Source organism: Pseudomonas sp. UTLPPB19802, from assembly GCF_059730225.1.
The window spans coordinates 2,051,066-2,077,146 of the sequence record NZ_AP048545.1 but is presented as its reverse complement, the minus strand read 5'-3'; the positions used below and the strand labels follow the sequence as shown (position 1 = coordinate 2,077,146).

At 62.3% G+C, this 26,081-nt stretch carries 24 protein-coding genes and 1 other RNA gene; 5 read left to right on the top strand and 20 right to left on the bottom strand.

Translation table 11 applies throughout. The features are described from left to right. Positions 1–76: 76 nt before the first annotated feature. Positions 77–1,561 (top strand): GGDEF domain-containing protein, encoded by a 1,485-nt coding sequence (locus AC6I6U_RS09435; RefSeq protein WP_497881685.1) that lies wholly within the window; start codon positions 77–79, stop codon positions 1,559–1,561. 51 nt (positions 1,562–1,612) lie between these two features. On the opposite strand, the gene lpxC is transcribed toward AC6I6U_RS09435, so the two are convergent. The 18 genes from lpxC to rsmI form a co-directional block, all read right to left on the bottom strand. Beyond that, positions 1,613–2,524 (bottom strand): UDP-3-O-acyl-N-acetylglucosamine deacetylase, encoded by a 912-nt coding sequence (lpxC, locus tag AC6I6U_RS09430; protein ID WP_010452622.1) that lies wholly within the window; start codon positions 2,522–2,524, stop codon positions 1,613–1,615. A gap of 112 nt (positions 2,525–2,636) precedes the next feature. Continuing rightward, a complete protein-coding gene (gene ftsZ, locus AC6I6U_RS09425) occupies positions 2,637–3,833 on the bottom strand; it encodes a cell division protein FtsZ (protein ID WP_497881684.1) in 1,197 nt (398 codons plus the stop codon). Positions 3,834–3,888: 55 nt separating this feature from the next. Then, positions 3,889–5,154, bottom strand: coding sequence for a cell division protein FtsA (gene ftsA, locus AC6I6U_RS09420; RefSeq protein WP_010452619.1), 1,266 nt, complete (start codon positions 5,152–5,154; stop codon positions 3,889–3,891). A 14-nt stretch (positions 5,155–5,168) separates the two neighbouring features. Next, on the bottom strand, positions 5,169–6,038 hold the full coding sequence (locus AC6I6U_RS09415; protein WP_497881683.1) for a cell division protein FtsQ/DivIB: 870 nt from the start codon (positions 6,036–6,038) through the stop codon (positions 5,169–5,171). A 6-nt stretch (positions 6,039–6,044) separates the two neighbouring features. Beyond that, complete coding sequence (locus tag AC6I6U_RS09410) at positions 6,045–7,013, bottom strand: D-alanine--D-alanine ligase (protein ID WP_497881682.1); 969 nt, start codon at positions 7,011–7,013, stop codon at positions 6,045–6,047. Further along, positions 7,010–8,470: a UDP-N-acetylmuramate--L-alanine ligase gene (gene murC / locus AC6I6U_RS09405; protein WP_497881681.1), complete on the bottom strand. Its 1,461-nt coding sequence runs from the start codon at positions 8,468–8,470 to the stop codon at positions 7,010–7,012. Before murC ends, AC6I6U_RS09410 begins: the two co-directional genes overlap by 4 nt. After that, positions 8,463–9,533 carry an undecaprenyldiphospho-muramoylpentapeptide beta-N-acetylglucosaminyltransferase gene (murG, locus tag AC6I6U_RS09400; protein ID WP_497881680.1) on the bottom strand — a complete coding sequence of 357 codons (1,071 nt, stop codon included), beginning with the start codon at positions 9,531–9,533 and terminating at the stop codon, positions 8,463–8,465. The genes murC and murG overlap by 8 nt, the downstream gene beginning before the upstream one ends. Then, positions 9,523–10,737, bottom strand: coding sequence for a putative lipid II flippase FtsW (gene ftsW / locus AC6I6U_RS09395; protein ID WP_497881679.1), 1,215 nt, complete (start codon positions 10,735–10,737; stop codon positions 9,523–9,525). The genes murG and ftsW overlap by 11 nt, the downstream gene beginning before the upstream one ends. Beyond that, on the bottom strand, positions 10,734–12,080 hold the full coding sequence (murD, locus tag AC6I6U_RS09390) for a UDP-N-acetylmuramoyl-L-alanine--D-glutamate ligase (RefSeq protein WP_497881678.1): 1,347 nt from the start codon (positions 12,078–12,080) through the stop codon (positions 10,734–10,736). The genes ftsW and murD overlap by 4 nt, the downstream gene beginning before the upstream one ends. Positions 12,081–12,085: 5 nt before the next feature. Next, positions 12,086–13,168: a phospho-N-acetylmuramoyl-pentapeptide-transferase gene (gene mraY / locus AC6I6U_RS09385; RefSeq protein WP_017904839.1), complete on the bottom strand. Its 1,083-nt coding sequence runs from the start codon at positions 13,166–13,168 to the stop codon at positions 12,086–12,088. Then, positions 13,168–14,547, bottom strand: a complete 1,380-nt coding sequence (locus tag AC6I6U_RS09380; protein ID WP_497881677.1) for a UDP-N-acetylmuramoyl-tripeptide--D-alanyl-D-alanine ligase — start codon at positions 14,545–14,547, stop codon at positions 13,168–13,170. Before AC6I6U_RS09380 ends, mraY begins: the two co-directional genes overlap by 1 nt. Continuing rightward, a complete protein-coding gene (locus AC6I6U_RS09375) occupies positions 14,540–16,003 on the bottom strand; it encodes a UDP-N-acetylmuramoyl-L-alanyl-D-glutamate--2,6-diaminopimelate ligase (protein ID WP_497881676.1) in 1,464 nt (487 codons plus the stop codon). The genes AC6I6U_RS09380 and AC6I6U_RS09375 overlap by 8 nt, the downstream gene beginning before the upstream one ends. Then, positions 16,003–17,739: a peptidoglycan D,D-transpeptidase FtsI family protein gene (locus AC6I6U_RS09370; RefSeq protein ID WP_497883010.1), complete on the bottom strand. Its 1,737-nt coding sequence runs from the start codon at positions 17,737–17,739 to the stop codon at positions 16,003–16,005. The genes AC6I6U_RS09375 and AC6I6U_RS09370 overlap by 1 nt, the downstream gene beginning before the upstream one ends. Beyond that, positions 17,739–18,032 carry a cell division protein FtsL gene (gene ftsL / locus AC6I6U_RS09365; protein WP_497881675.1) on the bottom strand — a complete coding sequence of 98 codons (294 nt, stop codon included), beginning with the start codon at positions 18,030–18,032 and terminating at the stop codon, positions 17,739–17,741. The genes AC6I6U_RS09370 and ftsL overlap by 1 nt, the downstream gene beginning before the upstream one ends. After that, a complete protein-coding gene (rsmH, locus tag AC6I6U_RS09360) occupies positions 18,029–18,976 on the bottom strand; it encodes a 16S rRNA (cytosine(1402)-N(4))-methyltransferase RsmH (protein ID WP_497881674.1) in 948 nt (315 codons plus the stop codon). Before rsmH ends, ftsL begins: the two co-directional genes overlap by 4 nt. Then, positions 18,973–19,428 (bottom strand): division/cell wall cluster transcriptional repressor MraZ, encoded by a 456-nt coding sequence (gene mraZ, locus AC6I6U_RS09355; RefSeq protein ID WP_054059869.1) that lies wholly within the window; start codon positions 19,426–19,428, stop codon positions 18,973–18,975. The genes rsmH and mraZ overlap by 4 nt, the downstream gene beginning before the upstream one ends. Positions 19,429–19,739: 311 nt before the next feature. Next, positions 19,740–20,093: RNase P RNA component class A (gene rnpB / locus AC6I6U_RS09350), an RNA gene on the bottom strand. A gap of 133 nt (positions 20,094–20,226) precedes the next feature. Beyond that, entirely contained in the window at positions 20,227–21,069 is an 843-nt protein-coding gene (rsmI, locus tag AC6I6U_RS09345; protein ID WP_497881673.1) for a 16S rRNA (cytidine(1402)-2'-O)-methyltransferase, read from the bottom strand. A 249-nt stretch (positions 21,070–21,318) separates the two neighbouring features. Here rsmI and AC6I6U_RS09340 point away from each other — a divergent pair, with 249 nt between their 5' ends. From AC6I6U_RS09340 to AC6I6U_RS09325, 4 genes are all read left to right on the top strand, one after another. Continuing rightward, the gene (locus AC6I6U_RS09340; RefSeq protein WP_497881672.1) at positions 21,319–23,130 is read left to right on the top strand and encodes a penicillin-binding protein activator; all 1,812 of its coding nucleotides are present in this window, start codon (positions 21,319–21,321) and stop codon (positions 23,128–23,130) included. Beyond that, positions 23,130–23,501: a YraN family protein gene (locus AC6I6U_RS09335; RefSeq protein ID WP_497881671.1), complete on the top strand. Its 372-nt coding sequence runs from the start codon at positions 23,130–23,132 to the stop codon at positions 23,499–23,501. The genes AC6I6U_RS09340 and AC6I6U_RS09335 overlap by 1 nt, the downstream gene beginning before the upstream one ends. A 143-nt stretch (positions 23,502–23,644) precedes the next feature. Then, on the top strand, positions 23,645–24,238 hold the full coding sequence (locus AC6I6U_RS09330) for a phosphoheptose isomerase (RefSeq protein WP_497881670.1): 594 nt from the start codon (positions 23,645–23,647) through the stop codon (positions 24,236–24,238). Next, positions 24,235–24,813 carry a BON domain-containing protein gene (locus tag AC6I6U_RS09325; RefSeq protein ID WP_497881669.1) on the top strand — a complete coding sequence of 193 codons (579 nt, stop codon included), beginning with the start codon at positions 24,235–24,237 and terminating at the stop codon, positions 24,811–24,813. Before AC6I6U_RS09330 ends, AC6I6U_RS09325 begins: the two co-directional genes overlap by 4 nt. Before the next feature lie 82 nt (positions 24,814–24,895). Here AC6I6U_RS09325 and AC6I6U_RS09320 read toward each other — a convergent pair whose 3' ends face one another. Further along, the gene (locus AC6I6U_RS09320; protein ID WP_497881668.1) at positions 24,896–25,297 is read right to left on the bottom strand and encodes a ClpXP protease specificity-enhancing factor; all 402 of its coding nucleotides are present in this window, start codon (positions 25,295–25,297) and stop codon (positions 24,896–24,898) included. After that, positions 25,297–25,926, bottom strand: a complete 630-nt coding sequence (locus AC6I6U_RS09315; RefSeq protein ID WP_497881667.1) for a glutathione S-transferase N-terminal domain-containing protein — start codon at positions 25,924–25,926, stop codon at positions 25,297–25,299. Before AC6I6U_RS09315 ends, AC6I6U_RS09320 begins: the two co-directional genes overlap by 1 nt. Between the last annotated feature and the right edge of the window lie 155 nt (positions 25,927–26,081).

Below are 26,081 nucleotides of genomic sequence, written 5' to 3'. Positions count from 1 at the left end.
CCAGGGCTTTATACCTGCGCCAACAACCCCGATCCGCCTGAGGTTTGCCATCAACCATTCTTCGAACCGCTCGGCGATGCCTCGCCTACTGCTGATACTCGGCAGCGGCCTGAGCGTCAGTGCAATCCTCGGCATCGTCATCTATCTGCTGATCCGCGAGCGGGGCAGCGCGGAACTGGTCGCCACACGCGCCGCGACGAACATCGTGCAACTGATCGATGCCGATGTCCTGCGCAATGCCGAACTCTACGACAGATCCCTGCAAGACCTGATCGCCGCCGCACGGCGCGAAGACCTCAAGCACGTGTCGCCCCAGGTCCGCCACCTCGCGCTGTTCGACAGCGCCACGGCCGCTCCGCAGAAAGGCGACATCCTGCTGCTCGACAAGCACGGCGATGTGGTTGCCGACTCGACCTCGATCGAACCGCGGCCCGGCAATTTTGCCGATCGCGAATACTTCAAGGCCCATGTCGAGAACCCGAGTCCGGCGATGATGATCAGCCACCCGTTCCTCGCCCGCGGGCGCCTGGAGGACTGGCGGATCGGTTTCAGCCGGCGGGTCTCGTCTCCCGAAGGCGACTTTCTCGGCGTGGCCCGGGCGGCCATACGCCTGAGCTACTTCAACGACCTCTTCAAGACCCTCAACATCGGCACCAGCAGCACGGTCAACCTGCTCAGCAGTGACGGCATCCTGCTCGCCCAGGAGCCGCTGATGAGCGCCGACATGGTCGGCAAGGACTTCAGCCGCCGCGCCAATTTCCTGCGCATCGTACGTGAGGGCAATGGCAGCTTCCGCGCGATTTCCGGCGTCGACGGCAAGGAGCGGCTGTATACCTTTTCCCAGGTGGGTGAACTGCCGCTGATCGTGGTGGTGGCCTTGTCGGCCGAAGAGGTCTATGCCTCCTGGTGGCGCACCACCTGGCTGGTGGGCAGCGCTACCGGAGGATTGTGCATCGGCCTGCTGTGGCTGAGCTGGCTACTGGCGCGGGAGCTGCGCCTGCGTCAGCGAGCCGAGCAGGAACTGGCTGAGCTTGCCACCACCGACAGCCTCACCGGCGTCGCCAATCGCCGGGCGCTGGACCAGTGGTTGCTGCACGAATGGAACCGGGCACAGCGTTCGGGCCAGCCGCTTTCCCTGCTGATGATCGACGCCGACCACTTCAAGGCGTTCAATGACCGCCATGGGCATCCAATGGGGGATGAAGCCTTGCGTCAGGTCGCCCGGGTGATCAGCGAGAACATCCGTCGGCCCGGCGACCTGGTCGCGCGTTATGGCGGTGAGGAGTTCGCGGTAATCCTGCCGCAAACCGACGAAACGGGCGCACGCTGCCTGGCCGAGAAAATCAGGCACGCCATCGCGCAGATGCCGCCGCTAATGGCCGGCGCGCGCCCCATGACTGTCAGTATCGGTGCTGGCACCCGACTGGTTTCCCGCGAGGCCGTTGTCGCCGGGATCAATGTCGAGCAACTGCTGCAAGCTGCCGACCAGGCGCTCTATCACGCCAAGCACAACGGTCGCGACCAGGTGGTGCACGTCGCGGACCTCGAACGCCAGGCATAAAAAAAGGCTGCCTGAAGGCAGCCTTTGAAGAACAACAAAAGGAGAAAGTCGTTACACGGCCGCAACGGGACGCATGTACGAGATCGGCGCCGTGCTGGCGTCTTCGAAAGTCACCACTTCCCAGGCATCCTTCTGCTCGATGAGCTTGCGCAGGAGCTGGTTGTTCAACGCGTGACCGGACTTGAAGCCCTTGAACTCACCAATCAGGCTATTGCCCAGCAGGTAGAGATCACCGATGGCGTCGAGGATCTTGTGCTTGACGAATTCGTCTTCGTAACGAAGGCCGTCTTCGTTCAATACACCGTCCGAGTCGACCACGATGGCGTTTTCCACGCTACCGCCGAGTGCGAGGTTGTGCTTGCGCAGGTACTCGATATCACTCATGAAGCCAAAGGTCCGGGCGCGGCTGACTTCCTTCACGAACGACGTGCTGGAGAAATCCACGCTGGCACTCTGGGTGCGGTCACGGAACACCGGGTGATCGAAATCGATCTCGAAGCTCACCTTGAACCCGTCGAAAGGCACAAAAGTGGCGCGCTTGTCGCCGTCTTCCACTGTGACTTCGCGCAGGATGCGGATGAACTTCTTGGCTGCGTCCTGTTCTTCCAGGCCGGCAGATTGAATCAGGAATACGAAGGGTCCAGCGCTGCCGTCCATGATCGGGACTTCGGACGCGGAGAGCTCGACGTAGGCGTTATCGATGCCCAGGCCCGCCATGGCCGAGAGCAAATGCTCCACCGTGTCCACTTTGGTGTCACCGTTGACCAGTGTGGTCGACATGGTGGTTTCACCAACGTTTTCCGCGCGCGCAGGAATCTGCACCACAGGGTCGAGGTCGGCACGACAAAACACGATGCCGGTATCCACGGGCGCTGGCTTGAGGGTCAGGTAGACCTTCTCGCCCGAGTGCAGGCCGACACCTGTAGCACGGATAATATTTTTCAGGGTGCGTTGTTTAATCATGGCATTGGCCGCTTCAGCGCAAATTGCGAACAGGTATCAACAAAGGCTGGCGATAATATCAGACCAGGCCTTTGCTGAACACCAATCACCCTAATACTCCTGATACATTCCATCAATCGGCCTGGCGACGCAGGAAGGCCGGGATGTCCAGATAGTCCAGATCATCCTGCGGATTCATCTTCGCGGCAGTCGCAGCACCGGCCTGGGCCTGGTTGCGCATGACGGTCGGACGATCCAGGTCGCGGTAGTTCACCGACGGCATTTCCGGACGTGCGGCAGCAGGTGCCTGGGTGGCGGCCGGCTGGCTAGCGGTCTGCAGGGTGTTGTCGATGACCTTCACAGGCTTCTCGATACGCGCACCCAGGCCAGTGGCAACCACGGTCACGTGCAGTTCATCGCGCATGTCCGGATCGATAACGGTACCGACCTTGACCATCGCCGCTTCCGAAGCGAAGGCTTCGATGATGCTACCCACGTCGGAATACTCGCCCAGGGACAGGTCGGGACCGGCGGTGATGTTCACCAGGATGCCGCGGGCGCCCTGCAGGTTCACATCTTCCAGCAGCGGGTTGCGGATCGCCGCCTCGGTCGCTTCGCGCGCACGGTTCGGACCGCTGGCGCAGCCGGTACCCATCATCGCCATGCCCATTTCGCTCATCACGGTACGCACGTCGGCGAAGTCGACGTTGATCATGCCCGGACGCTTGATGATGTCGGAGATACCGCGAACGGCACCCGCCAGCACGTCGTCGGCCTTGGCGAAAGCCGACAGCAGGCTGGCGTCCTTGCCGAGGATGGTCAGCAGCTTCTCGTTGGGAATGGTGATCAGCGAGTCGACGCTTTCGCTCAGCGAACGGATGCCTTCATCGGCGATCTGCATGCGCTTGCGGCCTTCGAACGGGAACGGACGGGTCACCACCGCAACGGTGAGGATGCCCATTTCCTTCGCCACTTCAGCGATGATCGGCGCCGCACCGGTACCGGTACCGCCACCCATGCCGGTGGTGATGAACACCATGTTGGTGCCCTGCAGCACCTCGGCGATACGCTCGCGGTCTTCCAGGGCAGCCTGGCGGCCGACTTCCGGGTTGGCGCCAGCGCCGAGGCCCTTGGTCACGCCGGTACCCAGTTGCAGGATGGTCCGCGCGCCGATGTTCTTCAGCGCCTGGGCATCAGTGTTGGCGCAGATGAACTCGACGCCTTCAATGTTGCTCTTGACCATGTGGTTGACGGCGTTGCCGCCGCCACCGCCGACGCCGATAACCTTGATTACCGGACTTTGTGGGACGTTGTCTACGAGTTCAAACATGTTCCCTCTCCTTTCATTCTCTAGTTTTTTCGCCTACTTCTACTGCTTTGAAACTTTAAAAGTTGCCCTGTACCCAGCGCTTCAGGCGCTCCAGCACAGGTGCTTTCTGTTCTTCATCGCGATAGTCGTTTCTGTTGCCGCCGTTGTAGCCGGACAGGGAAATGCCGTCCGACTGCTTTTGCAGCCCGTACAGCAACAGCCCCACCCCAGTTGAATAGATCGGGTTGCGGACCACGTCCGAGAGCCCCTTGACCGTGTGCGGCACGCCCAGGCGCACCGGCATGTGGAAGATCTCCTCGGCCAGCTCGACCGCACCTTCCATCTTCGAAGTACCGCCGGTCAGCACGATGCCCGCCGGAATCAGGTCTTCGTAGCCGCTGCGACGCAGCTCGGCCTGGATCAGCGTGAACAGTTCGTCGTAGCGCGGCTCGACCACCTCGGCCAGGGCCTGGCGGGACAGCTCGCGTGGCGGACGGTCGCCGACGCTCGGTACCTTGATGGTTTCGCCGGCACCGGCCAGCTTGGCCAGGGCGCAGGCGTAGCGGATCTTGATCTCTTCGGCGTACTGGGTCGGGGTACGCAACGCCATGGCGATGTCATTGGTCACCTGGTCGCCGGCGATCGGGATGACTGCGGTATGGCGAATTGCGCCTTCGGTGAAGATGGCGATGTCGGTGGTGCCGCCGCCAATGTCCACCAGGCATACGCCCAGCTCTTTCTCGTCGTCGGTCAGCACCGAATAGGCCGAGGCCAGTTGCTCGAGAATGATGTCGTCGATTTCCAGGCCGCAACGACGCACGCACTTCTCGATGTTCTGCGCCGCGTTCACCGCGCAGGTGACCACGTGGACCTTGGCTTCCAGACGTACGCCGGACATGCCCAGGGGCTCGCGCACGCCTTCCTGGTTGTCGATCACGTAGTCCTGCGGCAGGGTGTGCAGTACCCGCTGGTCAGCCGGGATCGCCACGGCCTGGGCCGCGTCCAGCACGCGTTCCAGGTCTGCGGAGCTGACTTCGCGATCACGGATCGCGACGATGCCGTGGGAGTTCAGGCTGCGGATGTGATTACCCGCCACGCCGACGAACGCCGAGTGGATCCGGCAGCCGGCCATCAGTTGCGCCTCTTCCACTGCACGCTGGATCGACTGGACGGTGGACTCGATATTCACCACCACGCCCTTCTTCAGGCCGCGGGAAGGATGGGTACCGATACCGACGATTTCCACTGTGCCATCGGCCGCGACCTCGCCCACCAGCGCCACCACCTTGGAGGTGCCGATATCCAGTCCGACGATCATTTTGCCGCTTTGCACGTTTGCCATGGTCCTGCCTCTTCTTAATTCTTCGCAACGGCGGGTTTGGCCGTCACGGGCGCCACAGGTTCCCGCCATCCGACGGCGAGGCCGTTGGCGTAGCGCAGATCGATGCTGGCAATGTTCGTAATCTGTTCTTTCAACGTTTTTTCATAAATGGCAATGAAACGGCGCATCTTCTCGACCAGATGGTCGCGGCCCAACAACAACTGGATGCCCGGCCCCGAGCTGCCCGCTCCGGTAGTCAGGAACCAACTGCCCCGTTCCCGCAGTTCCAGCCGGGCGATGGAGAAACCCAGTGGGCGCAACATCTGGCTCAGGACCTGGTACTGCTGCATCACCTGCTGTTGAGCCCGCTGCGGGCCGAACAGCTGCGGCAGATGTTCGTAGTTCGCCAGTTCCCGCGGCGCGAACGCCTGGCCCTGGTTGTTCAGCAGCGCCTCGTCGCCCCAACGGGCCACCGGCAACTGCTCTTCCAGGCGGATCACCACCTGGTCCGGCCATACCCGGCGGACTTCGGCGTGAGCGATCCATGGCATGGTTTCCAACTCGGCGCGCATGCTCGCCAGGTCAATGGTGAAGAAGCTCGCCGCGACGTATGGCGCGATCCGCTGCTGCACCGCCTGCTGGCTGATGTAGCTCAGGTCGCCCTGCACGTTGATCTTGCTGATCGGCCGATCGGCATAGGGCAACAGGCGCTGGGCGCCCTCGTAGGTACCGAAGCCGAGAGCCACGATCAGAACCGGCCACATCAGGCGCTTCAAGAAGCCGAAATTGGCTTTTGGCAGGCGCGCAGACACCGGCTCCTTGGCCACCATTCGGCTGGCACCCCGCGGCACCGGCTTGTTGCGGCCGGAACCGGGTGGCTGATGACGAATCTGCGCGCCGTGCATGGCTCGTTAACCTCTCGGTCCGGGATTGCTGGCGACACTTTCCGCCAGGATCGCCAGCACCAACTGCTGGAAATCGAGACCGGCCGCACGAGCCGCCATCGGTACCAGACTGTGGTCTGTCATGCCCGGGGCGGTGTTGACTTCCAGGAACCAGAACTGGCCGTCGGCATCCTGCATGACGTCGGCACGCGCCCAACCGGCGATACCGAGCGCCTCGCAGGCTTTCGCCGTGAGGTCCATCAGTTCCTTTTCCTTGGCATTGTCGAGGCCGCACGGGATCCGATACTGGGTATCGGAAGCCAGGTACTTGGCGTCGTAGTCGTAGAACGAATGCGGAGTGCCGAGGGCAATCGGCGGCAAAACCTGGCCACGCAGCGTTGCAATGGTGAACTCCGGACCTTGAATCCATTGTTCAACCAACACTTGCGAATCGTAGGTGGCGGCAGCTTCCCAGGCGGCGATCAATTCGTCGACGCGGGTCACCTTGGCCATCCCAATACTGGAGCCTTCATGGGCAGGTTTGACGATCAAAGGGAAACCCAGTTCCGCACCGGCTGAAATACAGTCGGCTTCGCTGCCCAGTACCGCATGGCGCGGAGTCGGAATGCCGAGACTGTGCCAGACCTGCTTGGTGCGCAACTTGTCCATGGCCAGGGCCGAGGCGAGGATGCCGCTACCGGTGTAGGGAATTTCCAGGCACTCCAACAGGCCCTGCATGCTGCCGTCTTCACCGCCACGGCCATGAAGAATGATGAAGGCACGGTCGATCTTCTCGGCCAGCAGGCGCTGCAGCAGGTCGTCACCCACGTCGATACCGAAGGCATCGACGCCAGCGCCCTGCAGCGCCTCAAGCACCGCCGCACCGGATTTCAGCGATACGGCACGCTCGGCGCTCTTGCCACCGAACAGCACGGCAACGCGGCCGAAGTCCTTCGGCTCGAGGGTCGAGAACAGGTTGGCGTAGGCCGCGGTCATTTCGACTTCTCCGCGCCGGCTGCGGCAACCGCACCTGCGAACAACGAACTCTTGAGCAATTGCGGTGCGAGACCGCCGATATCACCGGCCCCCTGGCACAGCAGGATGTCGCCCGGTTGCAGCAGCGGCTTGACCAGCGGCGCCAGGTCGACACCACGCTCGATGTAGATCGGGTCGAGCTGGCCGCGTTGACGGATACTGCGGCACAACTGGCGACTGTCCGCACCGGGAATAGCTTCTTCGCCGGCCGGATAGACTTCCATCAGCAACAGGACGTTGGCGTCGGCCAGGACCTGGACAAAATCGTCATACAGGTCGCGGGTACGGGTGTAGCGGTGCGGCTGGTAGACCATCACCAGGCGGCGCTCCGGCCAACCACCACGCACGGCCTTGATCACCGCCGCGACCTCGGTCGGGTGGTGGCCGTAGTCGTCGACCAACATTACGCTGCCGCCGTCCACCGGCAGTTCGCCGTAGACCTGGAAGCGCCGACCGACGCCCTGGAAGCCCGACAGGCCCTGGACGATAGCCTCATCGCTGATGCCCTCGTCGGTGGCAATGGCGATGGTGGCCAGGGAGTTCAGCACGTTGTGGTTGCCCGGCATGTTCACCGACACTTCCAGCGGCTCGCGGTCGCGACGCAGCACGGTGAAATGGGTCTGCATGCCAGCCTGGCGAATATTGATCGCGCGCACGTCGGCGTCTTCGTGGACGCCATAGGTCACGGTCGGACGGGCGATCTGCGGCAGGATCTCACGCACCACCGGGTCGTCCAGGCAAACCACGGCCAGGCCGTAGAACGGCAGGTTGTGGAGGAACTCGACGAAGGTCTTCTTCAGCTTGCTGAAATCGCCCTCGTAGGTATCCATGTGGTCGGCGTCGATGTTGGTGACCACGGCCACCAGCGGCTGCAGGTGCAGGAAGCTGGCGTCGCTTTCATCGGCCTCGGCGATCAGGTAGCGGCTGGTGCCGAGCTGGGCATTGGTGCCTGCGGCATTCAGCCGGCCGCCGATCACGAAGGTCGGATCGAGGCCGCCTGCGGCGAACACCGAGGCGATCAGGCTGGTGGTGGTGGTCTTGCCGTGGGTACCGGCGACTGCAACGCCGTGGCGATAGCGCATCAGCTCGGCGAGCATCTCGGCCCGTGGCACCACCGGAATACGCCGCTCGAGGGCGGTCGCGACTTCCGGATTGGATTTGTTCACGGCACTCGACACCACCAGCACATCGGCGCTGGCGGCGTTCTCGGAACGGTGGCCGATGAAGATCTGCGCGCCGAACGACTCGAGCCGGTCGGTGACCGGCGAAGTTTTCAGGTCGGAGCCGGAGACCTGGTAACCCAGGTTCAGCAGCACTTCGGCGATCCCGCACATGCCCACGCCGCCGATACCGACGAAATGGATACGACGGATACGGCGCATTTCCGGCTGGGGAATGGCTTTCTGACTCTCAACCATGGGCCACCTCCAGGCAGATCTCGACGACGGTGCGGGTGGCATCGGGCTTGGCCAGGCGGCGTGCGGTACTCGCCATGGTGTTCAGTCGTTCCGGTTGCATCAAAACCTCTGTCAGGCGTGCCGCCAGTTCGGCGGCGCCAGTCGTTCTTTGCGGCAGCAGGAAGGCAGCGCCCTCCCCGGCCAAATATTCGGCGTTGCGGGTCTGGTGGTCATCGATCGCATGGGGCAGAGGCACCAGCAATGAAGGCAGACCAGCCGCAGCCAGTTCACTGACGGTCAAGGCGCCTGCGCGACAGACCACCAGGTCGGCCCAGCCATAGGCTTGAGCCATATCCTTGATAAACGGCGCCACCTGCGCCTCGACGCCTGCCGCCTTGTAGCGTTCGGCGGTCACTTCATCGTGATTGCGACCGGCCTGGTGGAAGACCTCCGGACGGCACTCGGCCGGCACCTGGGCCAGGGCCTCAGGCAGCAATTTGTTCAACGGTTCGGCGCCAAGGCTGCCGCCGAGGATCAGCAGCCGCGCAGGACGACCGCCGAGGGCCTGCCGTGGCGTTTCCAGGAACAGCTCCGGGCGCACCGGGTTACCGGTGGTGCGACGTTTGCCCGACGCGCCAAAGGTGTTCGGGAACGCTTCGCAGACCCGCGCCGCAAGGGGCACCAGCAGCCGATTGGCGGTCCCCGCCACGGCGTTCTGCTCGTGGACGACCACCGGCACGCCAGACATGCGCGCCGCGACACCGCCGGGGCCGGTGACATAACCACCGAAGCCCAGCACGCAGACCGGCTTGAGTTCGCGAATAACCTTGCGCGCCTGCCAGATCGCCCGCAGCAGCACGAACGGCGCCTTGAGCAGCGAAAGCTTGCCCTTGCCACGCAGGCCCGCGACGTTGATCAGGTGCAGCGGCAACCCGGCATTGGGCACCAGCTCGTTCTCGATCCCGCGCGGCGTGCCCAGCCAATGCACGGTGAAACCCCGCGCCTGGAACTCGCGGGCACAGGCCAGCGCCGGGAACACGTGGCCGCCGGTACCGCCGGCCATGATCAGTACGTTAGCGCCCATGGGGAGTGTCCTCCGCAAAGTCGCTTTCATTGAATTCCATCTCTTCGCTGCCCAGGTGGGTTCGGCTCTCCCACTCGATCCGCAAGAGCAGGCCGAGACAGGCGCAGCAAATGACCAGGGAGCTGCCGCCGTAGCTGAGGAACGGCAGGGTCAGGCCCTTGGTCGGCAGCAGGCCGACGTTCACACCGATGTTGATCAGGAACTGACCAATCCACAGGAACGCCAGGCCGTAGGCCATGTAGGCGGCAAAGAACTGCTTGGCCTTCTCGGCCCACAGGCCGATGTACATGGCTCGCACGCTGACGAACACAAACAGCGCGACGGTGCACAGCGAGCCCACCGCACCCAGCTCTTCGGCAAGTACGGAGAACACGAAGTCGGTATGGGCTTCCGGCAGGTAGAACTGTTTCTGCACGCTGTTGCCCAGGCCGACGCCCAGCCACTCGCCGCGACCGAAGGCGATCAGCGCCTGGGTCAACTGGTAGCCTGAACCGAACTGGTCGGCCCACGGGTCGGTAAAGGTAGTCAGACGGGCCATCCGGTAGGGTTGCGCCTTGATCAGCACCACCACCGCGACCACCGCCAGCAACACCATCAATCCGAAACGCAACAGTCCGACACCGCCGAGGAACAACATCGCCGCCGCCGCGCCCATCATCACGACGGTGGCACCGAAGTCCGGCTCCATCAGCAGCAGACCGGCCATCGGCAGCAGCACGATGAACGGTTTGAAAAAGCCCATCCAGCTCTCGCGCACTTCCTTCTGACGCCGCACCAAGTAACCGGCGAGGTAGATCACCACGAACACCTTGGCGATTTCCGAAGGCTGCACGTTGAAGAAGCTGAAACCGATCCAGCGCATCGAACCGTTCACCTCACGGCCGATACCTGGCAGCAATACCATCACCAGCAGGCCAAAGGCGCCCACCAGCATCATGAAACCCATGCGCTGCCAAGTGGCGATCGGCACCATCATCGTGGCAATACAGGCACCCAGGCCGATCACCAGGTAGATCAGGTGGCGAATCATGTGATACAGCGCATTACCCGATTGCACCGCCGCCACCTCGGAGGATGCCGAGGTGATCATCACCAGGCCGAGGCCCAGCAGCGCCAGACAACCGGCGAGCATCGGGAAGTCAACGTCGACACCGCGACCGGTGATGATCGGCGACGGATACGGCTTGAGAATGTTGAAATTCATGCCAAGTCCTCCACGGCACGGGCGAACAGGCGGCCGCGCTCTTCGAAGTTCTTGAACATGTCGAGGCTCGCGCAGGCCGGCGACAGCAGCACGGCATCGCCATCCCGGGCCAGCTCGGCGCTACGCCGCACCGCCTCGTCCAGGGTCTGCACGCGAATCAACGACACCTCGTCGCCCAGCGCCGTGGCCAGCAGCTCGGCATCGCGACCCAACAGGACCACCGCACGGCAGTTGGCCGCGACCGGCGCGCGCAGGGCAGAGAAGTCCGCGCCCTTGCCGTCGCCACCGGCGATCAGTACCAGCTTGCCGTCGATATCGGCGCCCAGGCCTTCGATCGCCGCCAACGCAGCCCCCACATTGGTGGCCTTGGAGTCGTTGTAGTAGTTCACGCCGTTATACTCGCGCACCCACTGGCAACGGTGTTCGAGGCCACCGAAGGTACGCAGGCTCGACAGCATGGCGTCGAACGGCAGCCCCACGGCATGCCCGAGCGCAAGCGCAGCCAGGGCGTTGGATTGGTTGTGGGCGCCGCGAATCTTCAACTCGCGCACCGGCATCAGGTTCTGGAACTCGAAGGCCAGGTACTTCTCGCCGTCTTCCTCGCGCAGGCCGAAGGCCTTGAAGTCCGGCTTGCCCAGGCCGAAGGTCCAGCACGGCAGGCCTTCGCCCATCAGCGGCCGGGACAGCGCGTCCTGGCGGTTGACCACCACCTGCCTGGCACCGCGGAAGATCCGGTGCTTGGCCAGGTGATAGGCCGGCAGGCCGCTATAGCGGTCCATATGGTCTTCACTGATATTGAGCACGGTTGCCACTTCGGCATTCAACTGGTCGGTGGTTTCCAGTTGGAAGCTCGACAGCTCCAGCACATACAGTTCGATATCGTCGCCGAGCAGGTCCAGCGCCGGAGTTCCCAGGTTGCCACCGATTGCCACGCGCCTGCCGGCAGCCGCCGCCATCTCGCCCACCAGGGTGGTTACGGTACTCTTGGCGTTGGAACCGGTGATGGCGACGATCGGTGCCTTCGCGTGGCGGGTGAACAACTCGATATCGCCGGACAGCTTCACCCCACGGGCCGCTGCGGCCTGCAGCGCCGGGGTCGCCAGGGCCAGGCCAGGGCTCACATAGAGCTCGTCGGCACGGCAGAGGAAATCGACATCCAGCTCGCCACAACGCACTTCCACCTGCGGATAGTCACGCCGCAGCGTGGCCAGTTCCGGTGGATTTTCCCGCGTGTCGGCCACCGCAAAGGCAACGCCCCGGTTCGCCAGGAAGCGAACCAGGGACATGCCGCTCTTGCCGAGGCCGACAACGATGCGGAAGTGGTCAGAAGCGATCAGCGACACGGGTTCTACCTCAGCTTCAGGGTGGCAAGGCCGATCAGCACCAGAATCACGGTAATGATCCAGAAACGGACGATCACGCGTGGCTCGGGCCAGCCCTTGAGTTCAAAGTGGTGGTGAATGGGGGCCATGCGGAACACCCGGCGCCCGGTCATCTTGAAGGAGGCAACCTGGATGACCACCGACAGGGTTTCCATGACGAACACGCCGCCCATGATGAACAGCACGATTTCCTGGCGAACGATCACCGCGATGGTGCCCAGGGCAGCGCCGAGCGCCAGTGCGCCGACGTCGCCCATGAAGACCTGGGCCGGATAGGTGTTGAACCAGAGGAAGCCCAGGCCGGCACCGATCAGCGCGCCGCAGAACACGATCAGCTCGCCAGCGCCCGGTACATAGGGAATCAACAGGTATTCGGCGAACTTCACGTTACCCGACAGGTAGCAGAAGATGCCCAGCGCGCCGCCGACCATCACCGTCGGCATGATCGCCAGGCCGTCGAGGCCATCGGTCAGGTTGACCGCGTTGCTCGAACCGACGATCACAAAGTAGGTCAGGATCACGAAGCCCACGCCCAGGGGAATGCTGACGTCCTTGAGCATCGGCACGATCAGGGTGGTTTCCACCGGGGTCTGTGCGGTCATGAACAGGAAGATCGCCGCGCCCAGGCCAAACACCGACTGCCAGAAATACTTCCAGCGGCTTGGCAGCCCGCGGGAGTTCTTCTCGATCACCTTGCGATAGTCGTCGACCCAACCGATGGCGCCGAACAGCAGGGTCACCAACAGCACCACCCAGACGTAACGGTTATGCAGGTCCGCCCACAGCAGGGTACTGACGCCAATGGACGACAGGATCAGCGCACCGCCCATGGTCGGCGTGCCGGACTTGGAGAGGTGCGATTGCGGGCCGTCGTTGCGAACTGCCTGGCCGATTTGCAGGTTCTGCAAGGTACGAATCATCCACGGGCCCAGGAACAGCGACAGAGACAACGCGGTCAGCACCCCGAGAATCCCGCGCAGGGTCAGGTACTGGAAGACCGCGAAGCCTTTGTAGAACTGTTGCAGGTACTCCGCTAGCAGCAGCAGCATTAATGCGTCTCTCCCTTGATATGAGGCGCAGGCCCGCACAAGGCCACCACGATGTTTTCCATCGCCGCGCTGCGCGAACCCTTGATCAAAATGGTGGTGTTGGTGTCTTGCTCGGCGCCAAGCGCCTCGATCAGATCAGCCTGGGTGGCGAAATGACGAGCGTGCTGGCCAAATGCGTCGACGGCGTGGGCCATCATCGGTCCCACCGCATACAGCGCGGAAACCTTGCCTGAGGCGTAAGCCCCTACTTCACGATGCCCTTGCTCCGCCCACTCGCCCAACTCGCCGATATCTCCGAGCACCAGGACGGTGCGGCCGGAAAAGTCGGCGAGTATATCAACGGCGGCGCACATTGAGGTGGGGTTTGCGTTGTAGGTATCGTCGATTACGCGAATACCGTTGATTGCCAACTGCGCAACGGTACGGCCCTTGACCGGCTGGACCGCTTCCAGCCCGGCGACGATGCCCGGCAGCGACACGCCCAGGGCATAAGCCGCAGCCGCCGCAGCCAGGGCATTGGCAACGTTGTGGGTGCCCAGCAGGTTCAGTTGGACAGGCGCCGAACCCTCAAGACCGTGCAACTCGAACTGCGGGCAGCCGCGCGGATCGCGGGAAACCGCGCCAGCGTGGAAATCGGCGCTGTCATTATACAAGGCGAAGCTCAGGACCTTGCGTGCACCGGCACGGGTTTTCCAGATCGGGAAAGCCTTGTCATCCAGATTGAGCACGGCGGTGCCATCGGCCTGCAACCCTTCAATGATCTCGCCCTTGGCCTCGACAATCTTATCGGGACCACCGAACTCGCCGACGTGGGCGGTTCCGGCGTTGTTCAGTATCGCCACATGCGGCCTGGTCATCGCGACGGTATAGGCAATCTCGCCAATGCGCGAAGCACCCAGCTCGATAACGGCGGCACTGTGCTCCGGCGCCAACTCGAGCAGGGTCAACGGCACACCCAGGTCGTTGTTCAGGTTGCCACGGGTCGCCAGCACCAGCCCGCGGGTACGCAGGATGCTCGCCAGCATCTCCTTGACCGTGGTCTTGCCACTGGAGCCGGTAATCGCCGCTACTGGCTGGTTGAACAGCGCGCGATTCAAGGCGCCCAACTGACCCAGGGCCAGACGGGTGTCGCGAACCACCAACTGGGGCAATGGGCTCTCGGCGACTTCACGCTCCACCAGCGCCGCAACGGCACCCTTGGCCGCAACATCGTCCAGATAGTCATGGCCATCGAAACGTGGCCCCGTCAGGGCAATGAACAGTTGGCCTGGCTGGATCGAACGGCTGTCGATGCTCACTCCGGAGAAACTGGCATCGGACGCAACCAGGCGGCCGGACAAGGCATTGGCCACCGCGCTCAACTTCATCGACTCAAGCATTGGCAGCCTCCCAGGCATCCAGGGCCTTGGCGGCCTCGACCAGGTCGGAGAAGGCGTGGCGCTCGCCGTTGATCTCCTGGTAGTCCTCGTGCCCCTTGCCAGCCAGGACGAGCACATCGTCAGCACCGGCTGCAGCGATGAACTCGGCAATAGCCAGGCCACGACCGGCGACGAAACGCACGGTATCGGGGTTGGCAAAGCCGGGGCGAATGTCATCGAAGATCTGCTGGGGATCTTCGGTACGCGGATTGTCGTCGGTGACCAGCACACCATCGGCCAGGCGCTCGGCCAAACCGGCCATCAACGGGCGCTTGCCACGATCACGGTCGCCGCCACAGCCGAACAGGCAAAGCAGCTGCCCCTTGGCATGCGGACGCAGCGCCAGCAGGACTTTTTCCAAGGCATCCGGCGTGTGGGCATAGTCGACCACCACCAGCGGGCGCGTACCACCACCCAGGCGTTGCATGCGACCGGCCGGGCCTTCCAGTTGCGGCAAGACCCGGAGAATTTCATCCAGGGCGTAATCCAGTCCCAGCAAGGCGCCGACCGCAGCCAGCACGTTGCTCAGGTTGAAACGACCGAGCAGGGTGCTGCGCAGGTGGTGTTCGCCCTGCGGGGTGACCAGGATGGCGCGCACGCCTTCGTCGCTGAACTGCGCGTCACGGCAATACAGGTAGGCGCTGTTGTCCTGCAGACTGTAAGTGATCAGCCGCGACGCATGCTCGCGATCCGCCAGTTGCCGGCCAAAATCATCGTCGAGGTTGAGCACCCGGCAACGCAGGTTGGCCCAGTCGAACAGCTTGGCCTTGGCCGCACCATAGGCTTCCATGGTACCGTGATAATCGAGATGGTCACGGGTCAGGTTGGTCAAGACCGCCACATCGAACGCCAGTGCACTGACCCGGCCCTGATCCAGGCCATGGGAAGAAACTTCCATGGCCACCGCCTTGGCGCCGGCGTTTTTCAGGTCCGCCAGGGTCGCCTGTACGGCGATCGGGTCCGGCGTGGTGAGCGTCCCGCCGCCCAGGCTGCCATGGAAACCGCTACCCAAGGTGCCGAGAATGCCGCAGTGCTGGCCGAGCAGGTCCAATGCCTGGGCTATCAGTTGGCTGACACTGGTCTTGCCATTGGTACCAGTGACACCCACCAGGTTCATCTGCCGGCTTGGCTCGCCATAGAAACGCCCGGCGATCTCCGACAACTGCGCCGCGAGCCCCTTGACCGGAATCAGCGGCACATCGGTGATGGGCAGCACGGTAGCGCCTTCAGCCTCATAGGCCACCGCCGCCGCACCCCGTTGCAGGGCATCGGCGATGTGGTTGCGGCCGTCGACCTTGCCACCCGGCACCGCCAGGAACAGGTCACCGGCGCGCACCTTGCGGCTGTCGAGCGCCAGTTCACGAATCAACAGATCGCGGCCAGCGTGCGGGAAAATCTTGTTCAGGCTCAGGGACATTAGCCACGCCCTCCTTTTACAGGTTCCGGAGCGGCGATGGCTTGCTGCTGCGGAATACTCGACAGGTCATCCGGGCTGACGTTCATCAGCCGCAGCGTGCCGGACATGACCTTGCTGAAGACCGGCGCCGAGACCAGGCCACCGAAGTAACCGGCCTTGCTCGGCTCGTCGATCACCACCACGATGGCGTAGCGCGGGTCGCTCATAGGGCCGAAACCGGCAAACAGCGAGCGATAGGAGTTTTCGGCATAACCCTTGGTGCCAACCGAGGTCTTGCGGGCGGTACCGGACTTGCCGGCGACATGGTAGGCCGGAACCTTGGCGCGCCAGACGCCGCGCGGCGCCTCGATCACCTGTTCGAGCATGCCCTGCATGGTCTTGGCGACCTTTTCCGGGATGACCTGGGTGCCCTCGGGCATCTTGTCGGTCTTGATCAGGGTCAGCGGCACGATCCTGCCGTTGTTGGCCAGCGCCGAGAACGCGTGTACCAACTGGATGGCCGTCACCGACAGGCCGTAGCCATAGGACAGGGTCGCGGTCTCGGCCTTGCGCCACTCACGGTAGTTCGGCAGGTTGCCGACACGCTCGCCGGGGAAACCGAGACCGGTATCCTGGCCGAGACCGACTTTCTGCATGACGCGGAAAATCGCCTCGCCACCGATATCGAAGGCCACCTTGCTCATGCCGACGTTACTGGAGTTGATCAGGATGCCAGTCAGGTCGAGTACCGGGCCTTCGGTCTTGGATACGTCACGAATAGTGTACTTGCCCAACTGCAAGGTACCGGGATACACCTCGACCGTGTCGCTGGGTTTCCAGCGCCCGGTTTCCAGGGCAGCACTCATGGAGATCGGCTTCATGGTCGAACCCGGCTCGAACACGTCGATCATCGCACGGTTACGCATCATCGCCGGCTGCAGGTTGCGACGGTTGTTCGGGTTGTAGGTCGGCTGGTTGACCATGGCGAGGATCTCGCCGGTCTTCACGTCCATGATCACCAGGCTGCCAGCCTTGGCGCCGTTCTCCACCAGGGCGTTGCGCAGTTCGCGGTTGGCCAGGTATTGCAGGCGCAGGTCAATCGACAACGCCAAGGGCTTACCGGCCTTGGCGTTCTTGGTTACCTGGACATCCTTGATAAGTCGGCCACGCCGGTCCTTGATCACTTGTCGCTTGCCGGGTACCCCGGCCAGCCACTCATCGTAGGCCAGTTCCACACCCTCGCGACCATGGTCGTCGATGTCGGTAAAGCCGACCATGTGGGCCGCCACTTCACCGGCCGGATAAAAACGCCGAAACTCCTCAATGCCGTAGACACCGGGAACCTTGAGATCGAGAACGGCCTGGCCCTGCTCCGGCGTCAGGCCGCGGACCAGGTAGATGAATTCCTTGTTGGCCTGTTGCTCCAGGCGCTCGGCCAGTTGCTTGGGGTCCTGCCCCAGTGCCTGGGCCAGGGCTGGCCAGCGGTCCTTGGCAAACTGCATTTCCTTGGCGTTGGCCCACAGGGTGGTCACCGGCGTACTGACGGCCAGTGGCTCGCCATTACGATCGGTAATCAGGCCACGGTGTGCCGGAATCGGAATGTGACGCATGCTGCGTGCATCGCCCTGGCCAATCAGGAAGTCTCGGTCGATCACTTGCAGGTCGACGATTTTCCAGCCGATATAGCCGACCATGATCGCCAGTGCGCCGAGCACCACACGAAAACGCCACGGATAGAGTGCGCCCTCGAGCTTCATCATGGCGCCACCATCCTTACTTCGGATGGGCTTGGAATCCGCATCTTCAGTTGTTCGGTGGCCAGCACCTCGATACGGCTATGGGCAGTCCAGGTGCTCTGCTCAAGAATCAGCCGGCCCCATTCGGCCTGGGCCTTGTCACGCACGCTGAGTTCGTTGTACAGCGAGTTGAGCAGTTGACGATTCCAGTGCGCGCTATAAGACACGCCGATGGCGGATACCAGCACGGCGACAAACAGCAGGAACATGAAAAAGCTTCCGCCCGGAAGTGGCTTGGCGTAGAGCTTGCTCACCGCAACTTCTCCGCGACACGCATGACCGCGCTACGGGCGCGCGGGTTGGCCTTGAGTTCCGCCTCGGAGGCGAACTGGGCCTTGCCGTGCACCTTGATACGCGGTTCGAACGCCTGGTGGCGGACCGGCAGGTTGCGCGGCAGGTTGTCTTCCTCGCCCTTGACCAGGCGACGCATGAACAATTTGACGATGCGGTCTTCCAGGGAGTGGAAGCTGATCACCACCAGGCGACCGCCCACCTCGAGCGCGTCCAGTGCCGCCTCAAGGCCGGCCTCAAGATCGCCCAGTTCGTTGTTGACGTGAATGCGCAGGCCCTGGAATGCCCGAGTTGCCGGATTCTTGCCTTTTTCCCAGGCCGGGTTGGCAACCTTCAATACTTCGGCCAGGTCGGCGGTGCGCTCGAAAGGCTTGATCTCCCGACGCTCAACCACGGCGCGGGCCATGCGGCCAGCAAAACGCTCCTCGCCATATTCCTTGAAGACGCGGGCAATCTCCTCCACTGGCGCGGTGGCGATGAACTCGGCGGCACTGATGCCGCGCGAAGGGTCCATGCGCATGTCCAGCGGACCATCGTTCATGAAGCTGAAACCGCGTTCCGGATCATCCAACTGCGGCGAGGACACGCCCAGGTCGAGCAGGACACCGTTGACCTTGCCCGCCATCTGCCGTTCGACGACCTCGGCACCCAGCTCGGCAAAGCTGCGCTGCACAACGACAAAGCGGCCGTCTTCGGCCGCTAGCGCTTGCCCGGTGGCAATCGCCTGTGGATCCTTGTCGAAACCGAGCAGTCGGCCATCGGGTCCGAGCCGGCTGAGTATCAGACGGCTATGCCCGCCCCGACCGAAGGTGCCATCCAGATAGCAGCCATCAGGGCGTACGGCGAGAGCCTCGACAGCCTCGTCCAGCAGTACGGTGATGTGGTTAAAGCCGCTATCAATAGTCACAGGATCAGATCACGCAGTTCATCAGGCATCGCGCCCGGTTGTTGAATGGCCGCCAGGTCCGCTGCAGCAACAGCATTCCAGGCGTCCTCGTCCCACAGTTGAAATTTGTTCAATTGGCCCACCAGCATCGCCCGCTTATCGAGCTTCGCGTATTCGCGAAGGCGCGGCGGCACCAGGAAACGGCCGCTGCCATCGAGTTCGAGATCGACGGCATTACCAATCAGCAAACGCTGCAGACGGCGGTTCTCTTCCCGCAACGACGGCAACGCACGCAACTTGGTTTCAATCAGTTCCCACTCATCGAGCGGGTACACACATAAGCAGGGATCGACCGCATCAATGGTCACGATCAACTGTCCGGAACTACGCGAATCGAGCTCGTCACGGTACCGACTCGGCATGGCGAGACGGCCCTTGGCATCGAGGCTGATTGCGTTGGCTCCACGAAACACAGCTGCGTTTCTCCAAATATTAGCGTTTTACGTCCAAAAAACCCACTTCATGCCACTTTCCTCCACTTGCGCACACTATAGGAATGCGCCCACCACACCGTCAAGGCGCGGTCTTAAGGAAAACCCTTACAGAACGGAGATTTAGGAGCGTAAAAGGAGACTTTGCGAGAATTTGGAGAGGTTTCTATGGAACAAACTCCATGCACCTCAGAAACTTGAGGTCAGAAGTTAAAGTGTTTTGTTAAGAGTAAGATTTTTTCGGTATTACAAATGCGCTTCTGCCAGCGATTGCAGGCAGGGAGGGAAAGGAGGTGGAGAGTCGATCTGTAAGCCGGGTTCTGTCGAGGACAGTCATTCCTCTACGATGGCCATCACTGGACATCTTTAGCAACCTACCCGGTTCCAGCGCGGGCCACGCCTTGGAACCCTATTTGGTCTTGCTCCGAGTGGGGTTTACCTAGCCACGAACTGTTACCAGACGTGCGGTGCGCTCTTACCGCACCTTTTCACCCTTACCGGCACCGAAGTGCTTAGGCGGTTATTTTCTGTGGCACTTTCCGTAGGCTCACGCCCCCCAGGCATTACCTGGCACTCCGCCCTATGGAGCCCGGACTTTCCTCCCCCCTCTAATTTTCATAGAGGGCAGCGACTGTCCAATCGACTCTCCGCCGCGCAGGTTACCGGCACATGGCCAGAAGGACAAGCTTTATAGCCGCCATCGCCCCGATATGCCGGGACAAGGCTGGACAACTCAGACTGATCCGACATAAACAACAGAACCGGCTCACGAAAAAACCGTCAGTCGTTTTTCTGTTTCTCCAAGGCCAGCTGATACAGCAGGTTCTTGCGTACGCCGGTAATCTCTGCGGCCAGCGCCGCCGCCCGCTTGAGCGGCATCTCCTTGAGCAGCAGATCGAGAACACGCATGGCCTCGGCCCCGACCGCATCATCGTTTTCCGGGGCACTCCAGCCGGCAACCAGCACAACGCACTCTCCGCGCTGCTGATTGGCATCGGCTTCGACGAAGCTGCGCAGCTCGGCCAATGGCAGGCCCTTGAGCGTCTCGAAGGTCTTGGTCAGTTCACGCGCCAGCAGGGCCGGACGCTCTGCACCGAACACCGCCTCCATATCCTGCAGGCATTCGAGAATCCGATGCGGCGCCTCATAGAAAATCAGTGTTCGCGGCTCTTCTCGCAACAATTCCAGGCGCGAACGACGCCCTACGGCCTTGGCCGGCAGGAACCCCTCGAAAATGAAGCGGTCGGATGGCAGGCCCGCAGCCGACAATGCCGCGATCAGCGCACAGGCACCAGGCACCGGCACCACCTTGATACCCGCGGCACGCGCCTGGCGCACCAGGTGATAGCCCGGATCGGAAATCAGCGGCGTACCGGCATCGGAGATCAATGCCACATCCTCGCCCGCCAGCAGCTTGGCAATAAACCGGCTGCCCTCGTCACGCTCGTTATGCTCATGACAGGCAGCCAGAGGCGTGGTGATACCGAAGTGTTGCAAAAGCCGCAACGAATGACGGGTGTCCTCCGCCGCGATCAGCGCCACATCGCGCAACACCTTCATGGCCCGCGCACTGATGTCATCCAGGTTGCCGATGGGCGTCGCCACCACATAAAGCGAGCCCATCGCGGAATTCAAAGCACCTGGAGCAGTCAAAGCGCATACCTCAAGAAGAACGAAAAACCCATTGTAGCGCGTAGAAGCCCTGCCGATATGCTCCACGACGGCGAGACGGACCCGCCCAACGGGAAATTCCGGGGCCGCTGACACGCCTTGTACGACCTAATTTAACGGTTTCACGCCAGCGACATCGCGCCCCGGCCAGTGCTTGGGTACAATTCCACGCTAATTTGATCGAGTATCAGGAACACTTACATGATCGCTTGCCTGCGGCTGTTCTCTGCCCTCTGCCTCGCTGCCCTGTTGGCGGCCTGCGCCAGCTCGCCCTCGTCCAGCCTTGGCGAACTTCCACGGACCCCGAATGCCAGCATCGAGCAGTTGCTCGAACAGGCCTCTTCCAGCAAGACGCCGGACCAGGCCGCCCTGCTGCGCCTGACCGCTGCCGACCTGGCCTACCGCCAGAAGGACAGCGGTCGCGCCTCGCAGATTCTTGCCCAGGTGCCGCTGGACCAGCTCAAGCCGGGCCAACAGGTATTTGCCAGCACGCTGGCCGCCGAACTGGCGATGACCCGCAACCAGCCCAAGGCAGCCCTGGCCGCCCTGAACCACCCGAGCCTCGAACACCTGGGCGAACTGCCGGTGGACCAACAGGTCCGCACCCAGACCGTCCGCGCTCGCGCCCTCGAAGCCGACGGCCAGACCCTCGCCGCCGCCCGCGAGCGTATCTTCATCGCCCCGCTGCTCAGTGGCGACGCTGCCCGTGCCAACCACGAGGCAATCTGGGCGCTGATTGCCGCCCTGCCGACCGATCAACTGCAACCTGCCGGTAGCGACGACCTCAGCGGCTGGCTCAGCCTGGCCCTGGCAGTGAAGACCTCCGGCACCTTGGAACAGCAACAGGCCGCAATCGATACCTGGCGCGCGCAGAACCCCAAGCATCCTGCTGCCCAGCAACTGCCGCAGGCACTGGTGAAGCTCAAGGAACTGGCTAGCCAACCCCTGAACAAGATCGCCGTGCTGCTGCCTAATGAAGGCCAGTTGGCCTCTGTCGGCAAGGCACTGCGCGAAGGTTTCATGGCTGCCCACTACCAGGCCCAACAGGCTGGCCAGAAGCCGCCTGCCATCGAGTTCTACGACAGCTCGCGCCTGACCTCCCTCGACGACTTCTATCGCAAGGCCCAGGCCGCCGGCGTGCAACTGGTCATCGGCCCACTGGAAAAACCCCTGGTCAAACAACTGAGCGCCCGCCCACAACTGCCGATCACCACCTTGGCACTGAACTACAGCGAAAGCGCACAAAACCCGCCACAACTGTTCCAGTTCGGCCTCGCCGCCGAAGACGAAGCCCGGGAAGTCTCCCGTCGCGCTCGCGCCGACGGCCTGCATCGTGCCGCTGCGATGGTGCCGAAAGGCGAATGGGGTGACCGCGTACTGAAAGCGTTCCGCCAGGATTGGGAAGCCAATGGCGGCACCGTGATCGGCGTCGAGCGTGTCGACCAGCCGGTAGCCCTCGCCCAGCAGATTGCCGACCTGTTCCAGCTGCGCCAGAGCGAAGGTCGCGCGAAGAGCCTGCAAAGCACCGTTGGCGGCCAGGTTTCCGCACAACCATCCCGCCGCCAGGACATCGAATTCCTGTTCCTCGCGGCAACACCGCAGCAGGCCCAGCAGATCAAGCCGACCCTGAACTTCCAGTACGCCGGCGACGTGCCGGTCTACGCGACTTCGCACGTGTTCAGCGCAACCGGCGATATCAACCAGTACAACGACATGAACGGTATTCGCTTCTGCGAAACCCCATGGCTGCTGGATGCCAACGATCCGCTGCGCCAGCAGGTGACCGCCCAGTGGCCACAGGCCGCCGGCAGCCTGGGCCGCCTGTACGCCATGGGCGTCGACGCCTATCGCCTGGCACCACGCCTGGGCCAACTCAAGGCCCTGCCGGACAGCCGTATCGACGGTCTCTCCGGCAGCCTGGGCATAGACCAGGGACAACGTATCGAGCGCCAGTTGCCATGGGCCCAGTTCGTCAGCGGCCAGGTCCAGCGCCTGCCGGATACACCACGCTGATGCCGCAAGGCTCGCACCTGGAGAATGGCAAGGATGCCGAGAGCCTCGCGCTCCGGCACCTTGAACAACAGGGGCTACGCCTGCTGGCACAGAACTGGTTATGTAAACGCGGCGAGCTTGATCTGGTCATGCTCGACGGCGATACAGTAGTATTCGTCGAAGTTCGTTATAGAAAAAATACCCAATGGGGTGGCGCTGCGGGCAGTATCGATGCCCGCAAGCGCAAGAAACTGATATTCGCGGCGCAGTTTTTTCTGCAGCGCGAGTCGCGCTGGGCCAATAGCCCCTGCCGTTTCGACGTGATCGCCATAGACGGCGCACTCGACTCGGCGCCCCGGCTGAACTGGCTACGGAATGCCTTCGACAGCTGAACCAGACTGTCGACCCGGTTACTTTCATTCACCGATTTTGCTCTTTGCTTTGCGGGCCGCACATGACTTGTGCCGGACAGTTCCGGGAGAACCCGGACAGTATTCGAGCCAGGCAACCGCCCCACTTAAGGTCACCTACATTGATGGACATGCAATCCCGAATTCGCCAGCTTTTCCAGGCCAGTATCGACACCAAGCAACAGGCGATGGACGTTCTTGCACCTCACATCGAGCAAGCCAGCCAGATCATGGTCAATGCCCTGCTCAACGAAGGCAAAATGCTCTCCTGTGGCAACGGTGGCTCGGCAGGCGACGCCCAGCATTTCTCCTCGGAGCTGCTCAACCGTTTCGAACGCGAGCGACCGAGCCTGCCGGCCATCGCCTTGACCACCGACAGCTCGACCATCACCTCGATTGCCAACGACTACAGCTACAACGAAGTCTTCTCCAAGCAGATCCGCGCACTCGGCCAACCCGGCGATGTCCTGCTGGCCATCTCCACCAGTGGCAACTCGGCCAACATTATTCAAGCGATCCAGGCCGCACATGATCGCGAAATGGTTGTCGTAGCTTTGACGGGACGTGATGGCGGCGGCATGGCCTCGCTGCTGCTGCCTGAGGACGTGGAGATCCGCGTTCCCTGCAACGTCACCGCACGTATCCAGGAAGTCCACTTGCTGGCGATCCACTGCCTGTGCGATCTGATCGACAGCCAACTGTTCGGGAGTGAAGAATGACCGTTAATCGCCTTAGCCTGCTGGCTTTGACTCTGTGCCTGGGCCTCAGCGGCTGCAGCTCGGTGCTGACCGCGACCCGTGATGGTCCAATCAATGACGACCAGGGCACACGCACCCTGGGTAGCAAGATCGATGACTCAGTGATCGAAACCAAGGTCGCGGTGAACGTCGCCAAGGCTGATCCGGACCTGGACGCTGCCTCGCACGTCGTGGTGAGCAGCTACAACGGTATCGTCCTGCTCGCTGGCCAGACCCCGCGCGAAGACCTGAAGGCCAAGGCCGAACAGGCCGCTTCCAGCGTCCAGCGCGTGAAGAAAGTGAACAACGAACTGCAGATTCTGCAGCCCTCCTCTTTCGCTGCACGCAGCAACGACACCTGGCTGACCAGCAAGATCAAGACCCAGATGCTCACCGACAACACCATCCCCGGCTCACGCATCAAGGTGATCACCGAAAACGGTATCGTCTACCTGATGGGCCTGGTTACTCAACAGGAAGCGACGCGCGCCACCAACCTGGTGCAAGGCGTCGGCGGCGTGCAGAAGATCGTCAAGCTGTTCGAGTACATCGACTAACCCCCGCCTCCTGGAAGAGCCTCATGAGAAAGCCCCTGTCACCGGATGGTGAAAGGGGCTTTTTCGTATAACTGCCCTACTGCTACTTCACGACCTTCAGGCTTGGTCGACCGCTTGGACGCGGCGGCTCCGGACCGTCGTCATCCGGCTCGACCTCGTCATCCTCTTCCAGCGAAGGCTCGAGATCGAACACCATACCCTGGCCGTTTTCCCGGGCGTAGATCCCGAGGATGGCACCAATCGGCACGTACAGCGTATGGGCCACACCACCGAAACGACCTTCGAAACTGACGGCCTCGTTATCCATGTGCAAATGACGCACGGCACTGGGCGAAATATTCAGGACGATCTGGCCGTCACTGGCAAAACCTTGTGGCACCTGAACCGAGGGTGCCTCGGAATTGACCAGGATGTGCGGCGTGCAATCGTTATCCACAATCCATTCGTACAAGGCACGAACCAAGTAGGGACGACTGGAGTTCATTAAACGGCTCCTTGGCGCATATCGCGTTCGACACCAGACAAACTCGCCTGGAAAGCCTCACGCGCAAACTGGCGCTCCATATAATCAAGTAGCGGCTTGGCTGGCCGCGGCAATTCAATACCCAGAATCGGCAAACGCCAGAGTATTGGTAATAGACAGCAATCGACCAGACTTTGCTCCTCACTGAGGAAGAATGGCTTGTCGGCGAACAACGGAGACACTCCGGTCAGGCTCTCGCGCAGCTCCTTGCGGGCCTGCACACGTACTGACTCCTTGGTGCGCGAATCCAGAATCAGGTCGACCAGCCCGCACCAATCGCGCTGGATGCGATGCATCAGCAGGCGACTGTTGGCCCGCGCCACAGGGTAAACCGGCAGCAGCGGCGGATGCGGGTAGCGCTCATCCAGGTACTCCATCACCACCGTCGACTCCCACAACGCCAGGTCACGGTCGACCAGGGTGGGCAGGCTGCCATAAGGATTCACCTCAGTCAATTTCGCTGGCTGACGCCCTGCCTCGACACTGATGATCTCGGCGCTGACACCCTTTTCCGCCAACACAATACGCACTCGGTGGGAATAGTGGTCGGCGGGGTCGGAGTAACAGGCCAACCGATTGGTCACGCCCATGGCGGTCCTCCTCGCTTGTTTGAAATGGTCGAAACGCAAAAACGAACGCGCCCAAGGAAAGCCTCCCGTAGCGACCGGATCGAAAGCCGGTGAAAGCCCTATTCGACTTCACCTTCTCCGCACAGCTCGCTACGTCTCAGAGGCACCCTTGGGCG

Excerpts from the sequence above, each read along its gene's own strand:
- rsmI (WP_497881673.1), bottom strand. The coding sequence starts at position 21,069 with ATGGGCTCGCTTTATGTGGTGGCGACGCCCATCGGCAACCTGGATGAC.
- murC (WP_497881681.1), bottom strand. The coding sequence starts at position 8,470 with ATGGTTGAGAGTCAGAAAGCCATTCCCCAGCCGGAAATGCGCCGTATC.
- ftsA (WP_010452619.1), bottom strand. The coding sequence starts at position 5,154 with ATGGCAAACGTGCAAAGCGGCAAAATGATCGTCGGACTGGATATCGGC.
- AC6I6U_RS09435 (WP_497881685.1), top strand. The coding sequence starts at position 77 with ATGCCTCGCCTACTGCTGATACTCGGCAGCGGCCTGAGCGTCAGTGCA.
- AC6I6U_RS09320 (WP_497881668.1), bottom strand. The coding sequence starts at position 25,297 with ATGAACTCCAGTCGTCCCTACTTGGTTCGTGCCTTGTACGAATGGATT.
- AC6I6U_RS09330 (WP_497881670.1), top strand. The coding sequence starts at position 23,645 with ATGGACATGCAATCCCGAATTCGCCAGCTTTTCCAGGCCAGTATCGAC.
- mraY (WP_017904839.1), bottom strand. The coding sequence starts at position 13,168 with ATGCTGCTGCTGCTAGCGGAGTACCTGCAACAGTTCTACAAAGGCTTC.
- AC6I6U_RS09380 (WP_497881677.1), bottom strand. The coding sequence starts at position 14,547 with ATGCTTGAGTCGATGAAGTTGAGCGCGGTGGCCAATGCCTTGTCCGGC.
- AC6I6U_RS09415 (WP_497881683.1), bottom strand. The coding sequence starts at position 6,038 with ATGCACGGCGCGCAGATTCGTCATCAGCCACCCGGTTCCGGCCGCAAC.
- ftsW (WP_497881679.1), bottom strand. The coding sequence starts at position 10,737 with ATGAATTTCAACATTCTCAAGCCGTATCCGTCGCCGATCATCACCGGT.
- AC6I6U_RS09340 (WP_497881672.1), top strand. The coding sequence starts at position 21,319 with ATGATCGCTTGCCTGCGGCTGTTCTCTGCCCTCTGCCTCGCTGCCCTG.
- ftsZ (WP_497881684.1), bottom strand. The coding sequence starts at position 3,833 with ATGTTTGAACTCGTAGACAACGTCCCACAAAGTCCGGTAATCAAGGTT.
- AC6I6U_RS09325 (WP_497881669.1), top strand. The coding sequence starts at position 24,235 with ATGACCGTTAATCGCCTTAGCCTGCTGGCTTTGACTCTGTGCCTGGGC.
- AC6I6U_RS09375 (WP_497881676.1), bottom strand. The coding sequence starts at position 16,003 with ATGTCCCTGAGCCTGAACAAGATTTTCCCGCACGCTGGCCGCGATCTG.
- murG (WP_497881680.1), bottom strand. The coding sequence starts at position 9,533 with ATGGGCGCTAACGTACTGATCATGGCCGGCGGTACCGGCGGCCACGTG.
- AC6I6U_RS09315 (WP_497881667.1), bottom strand. The coding sequence starts at position 25,926 with ATGGGCGTGACCAATCGGTTGGCCTGTTACTCCGACCCCGCCGACCAC.
- AC6I6U_RS09335 (WP_497881671.1), top strand. The coding sequence starts at position 23,130 with ATGCCGCAAGGCTCGCACCTGGAGAATGGCAAGGATGCCGAGAGCCTC.
- AC6I6U_RS09410 (WP_497881682.1), bottom strand. The coding sequence starts at position 7,013 with ATGACCGCGGCCTACGCCAACCTGTTCTCGACCCTCGAGCCGAAGGAC.
- lpxC (WP_010452622.1), bottom strand. The coding sequence starts at position 2,524 with ATGATTAAACAACGCACCCTGAAAAATATTATCCGTGCTACAGGTGTC.
- AC6I6U_RS09370 (WP_497883010.1), bottom strand. The coding sequence starts at position 17,739 with ATGAAGCTCGAGGGCGCACTCTATCCGTGGCGTTTTCGTGTGGTGCTC.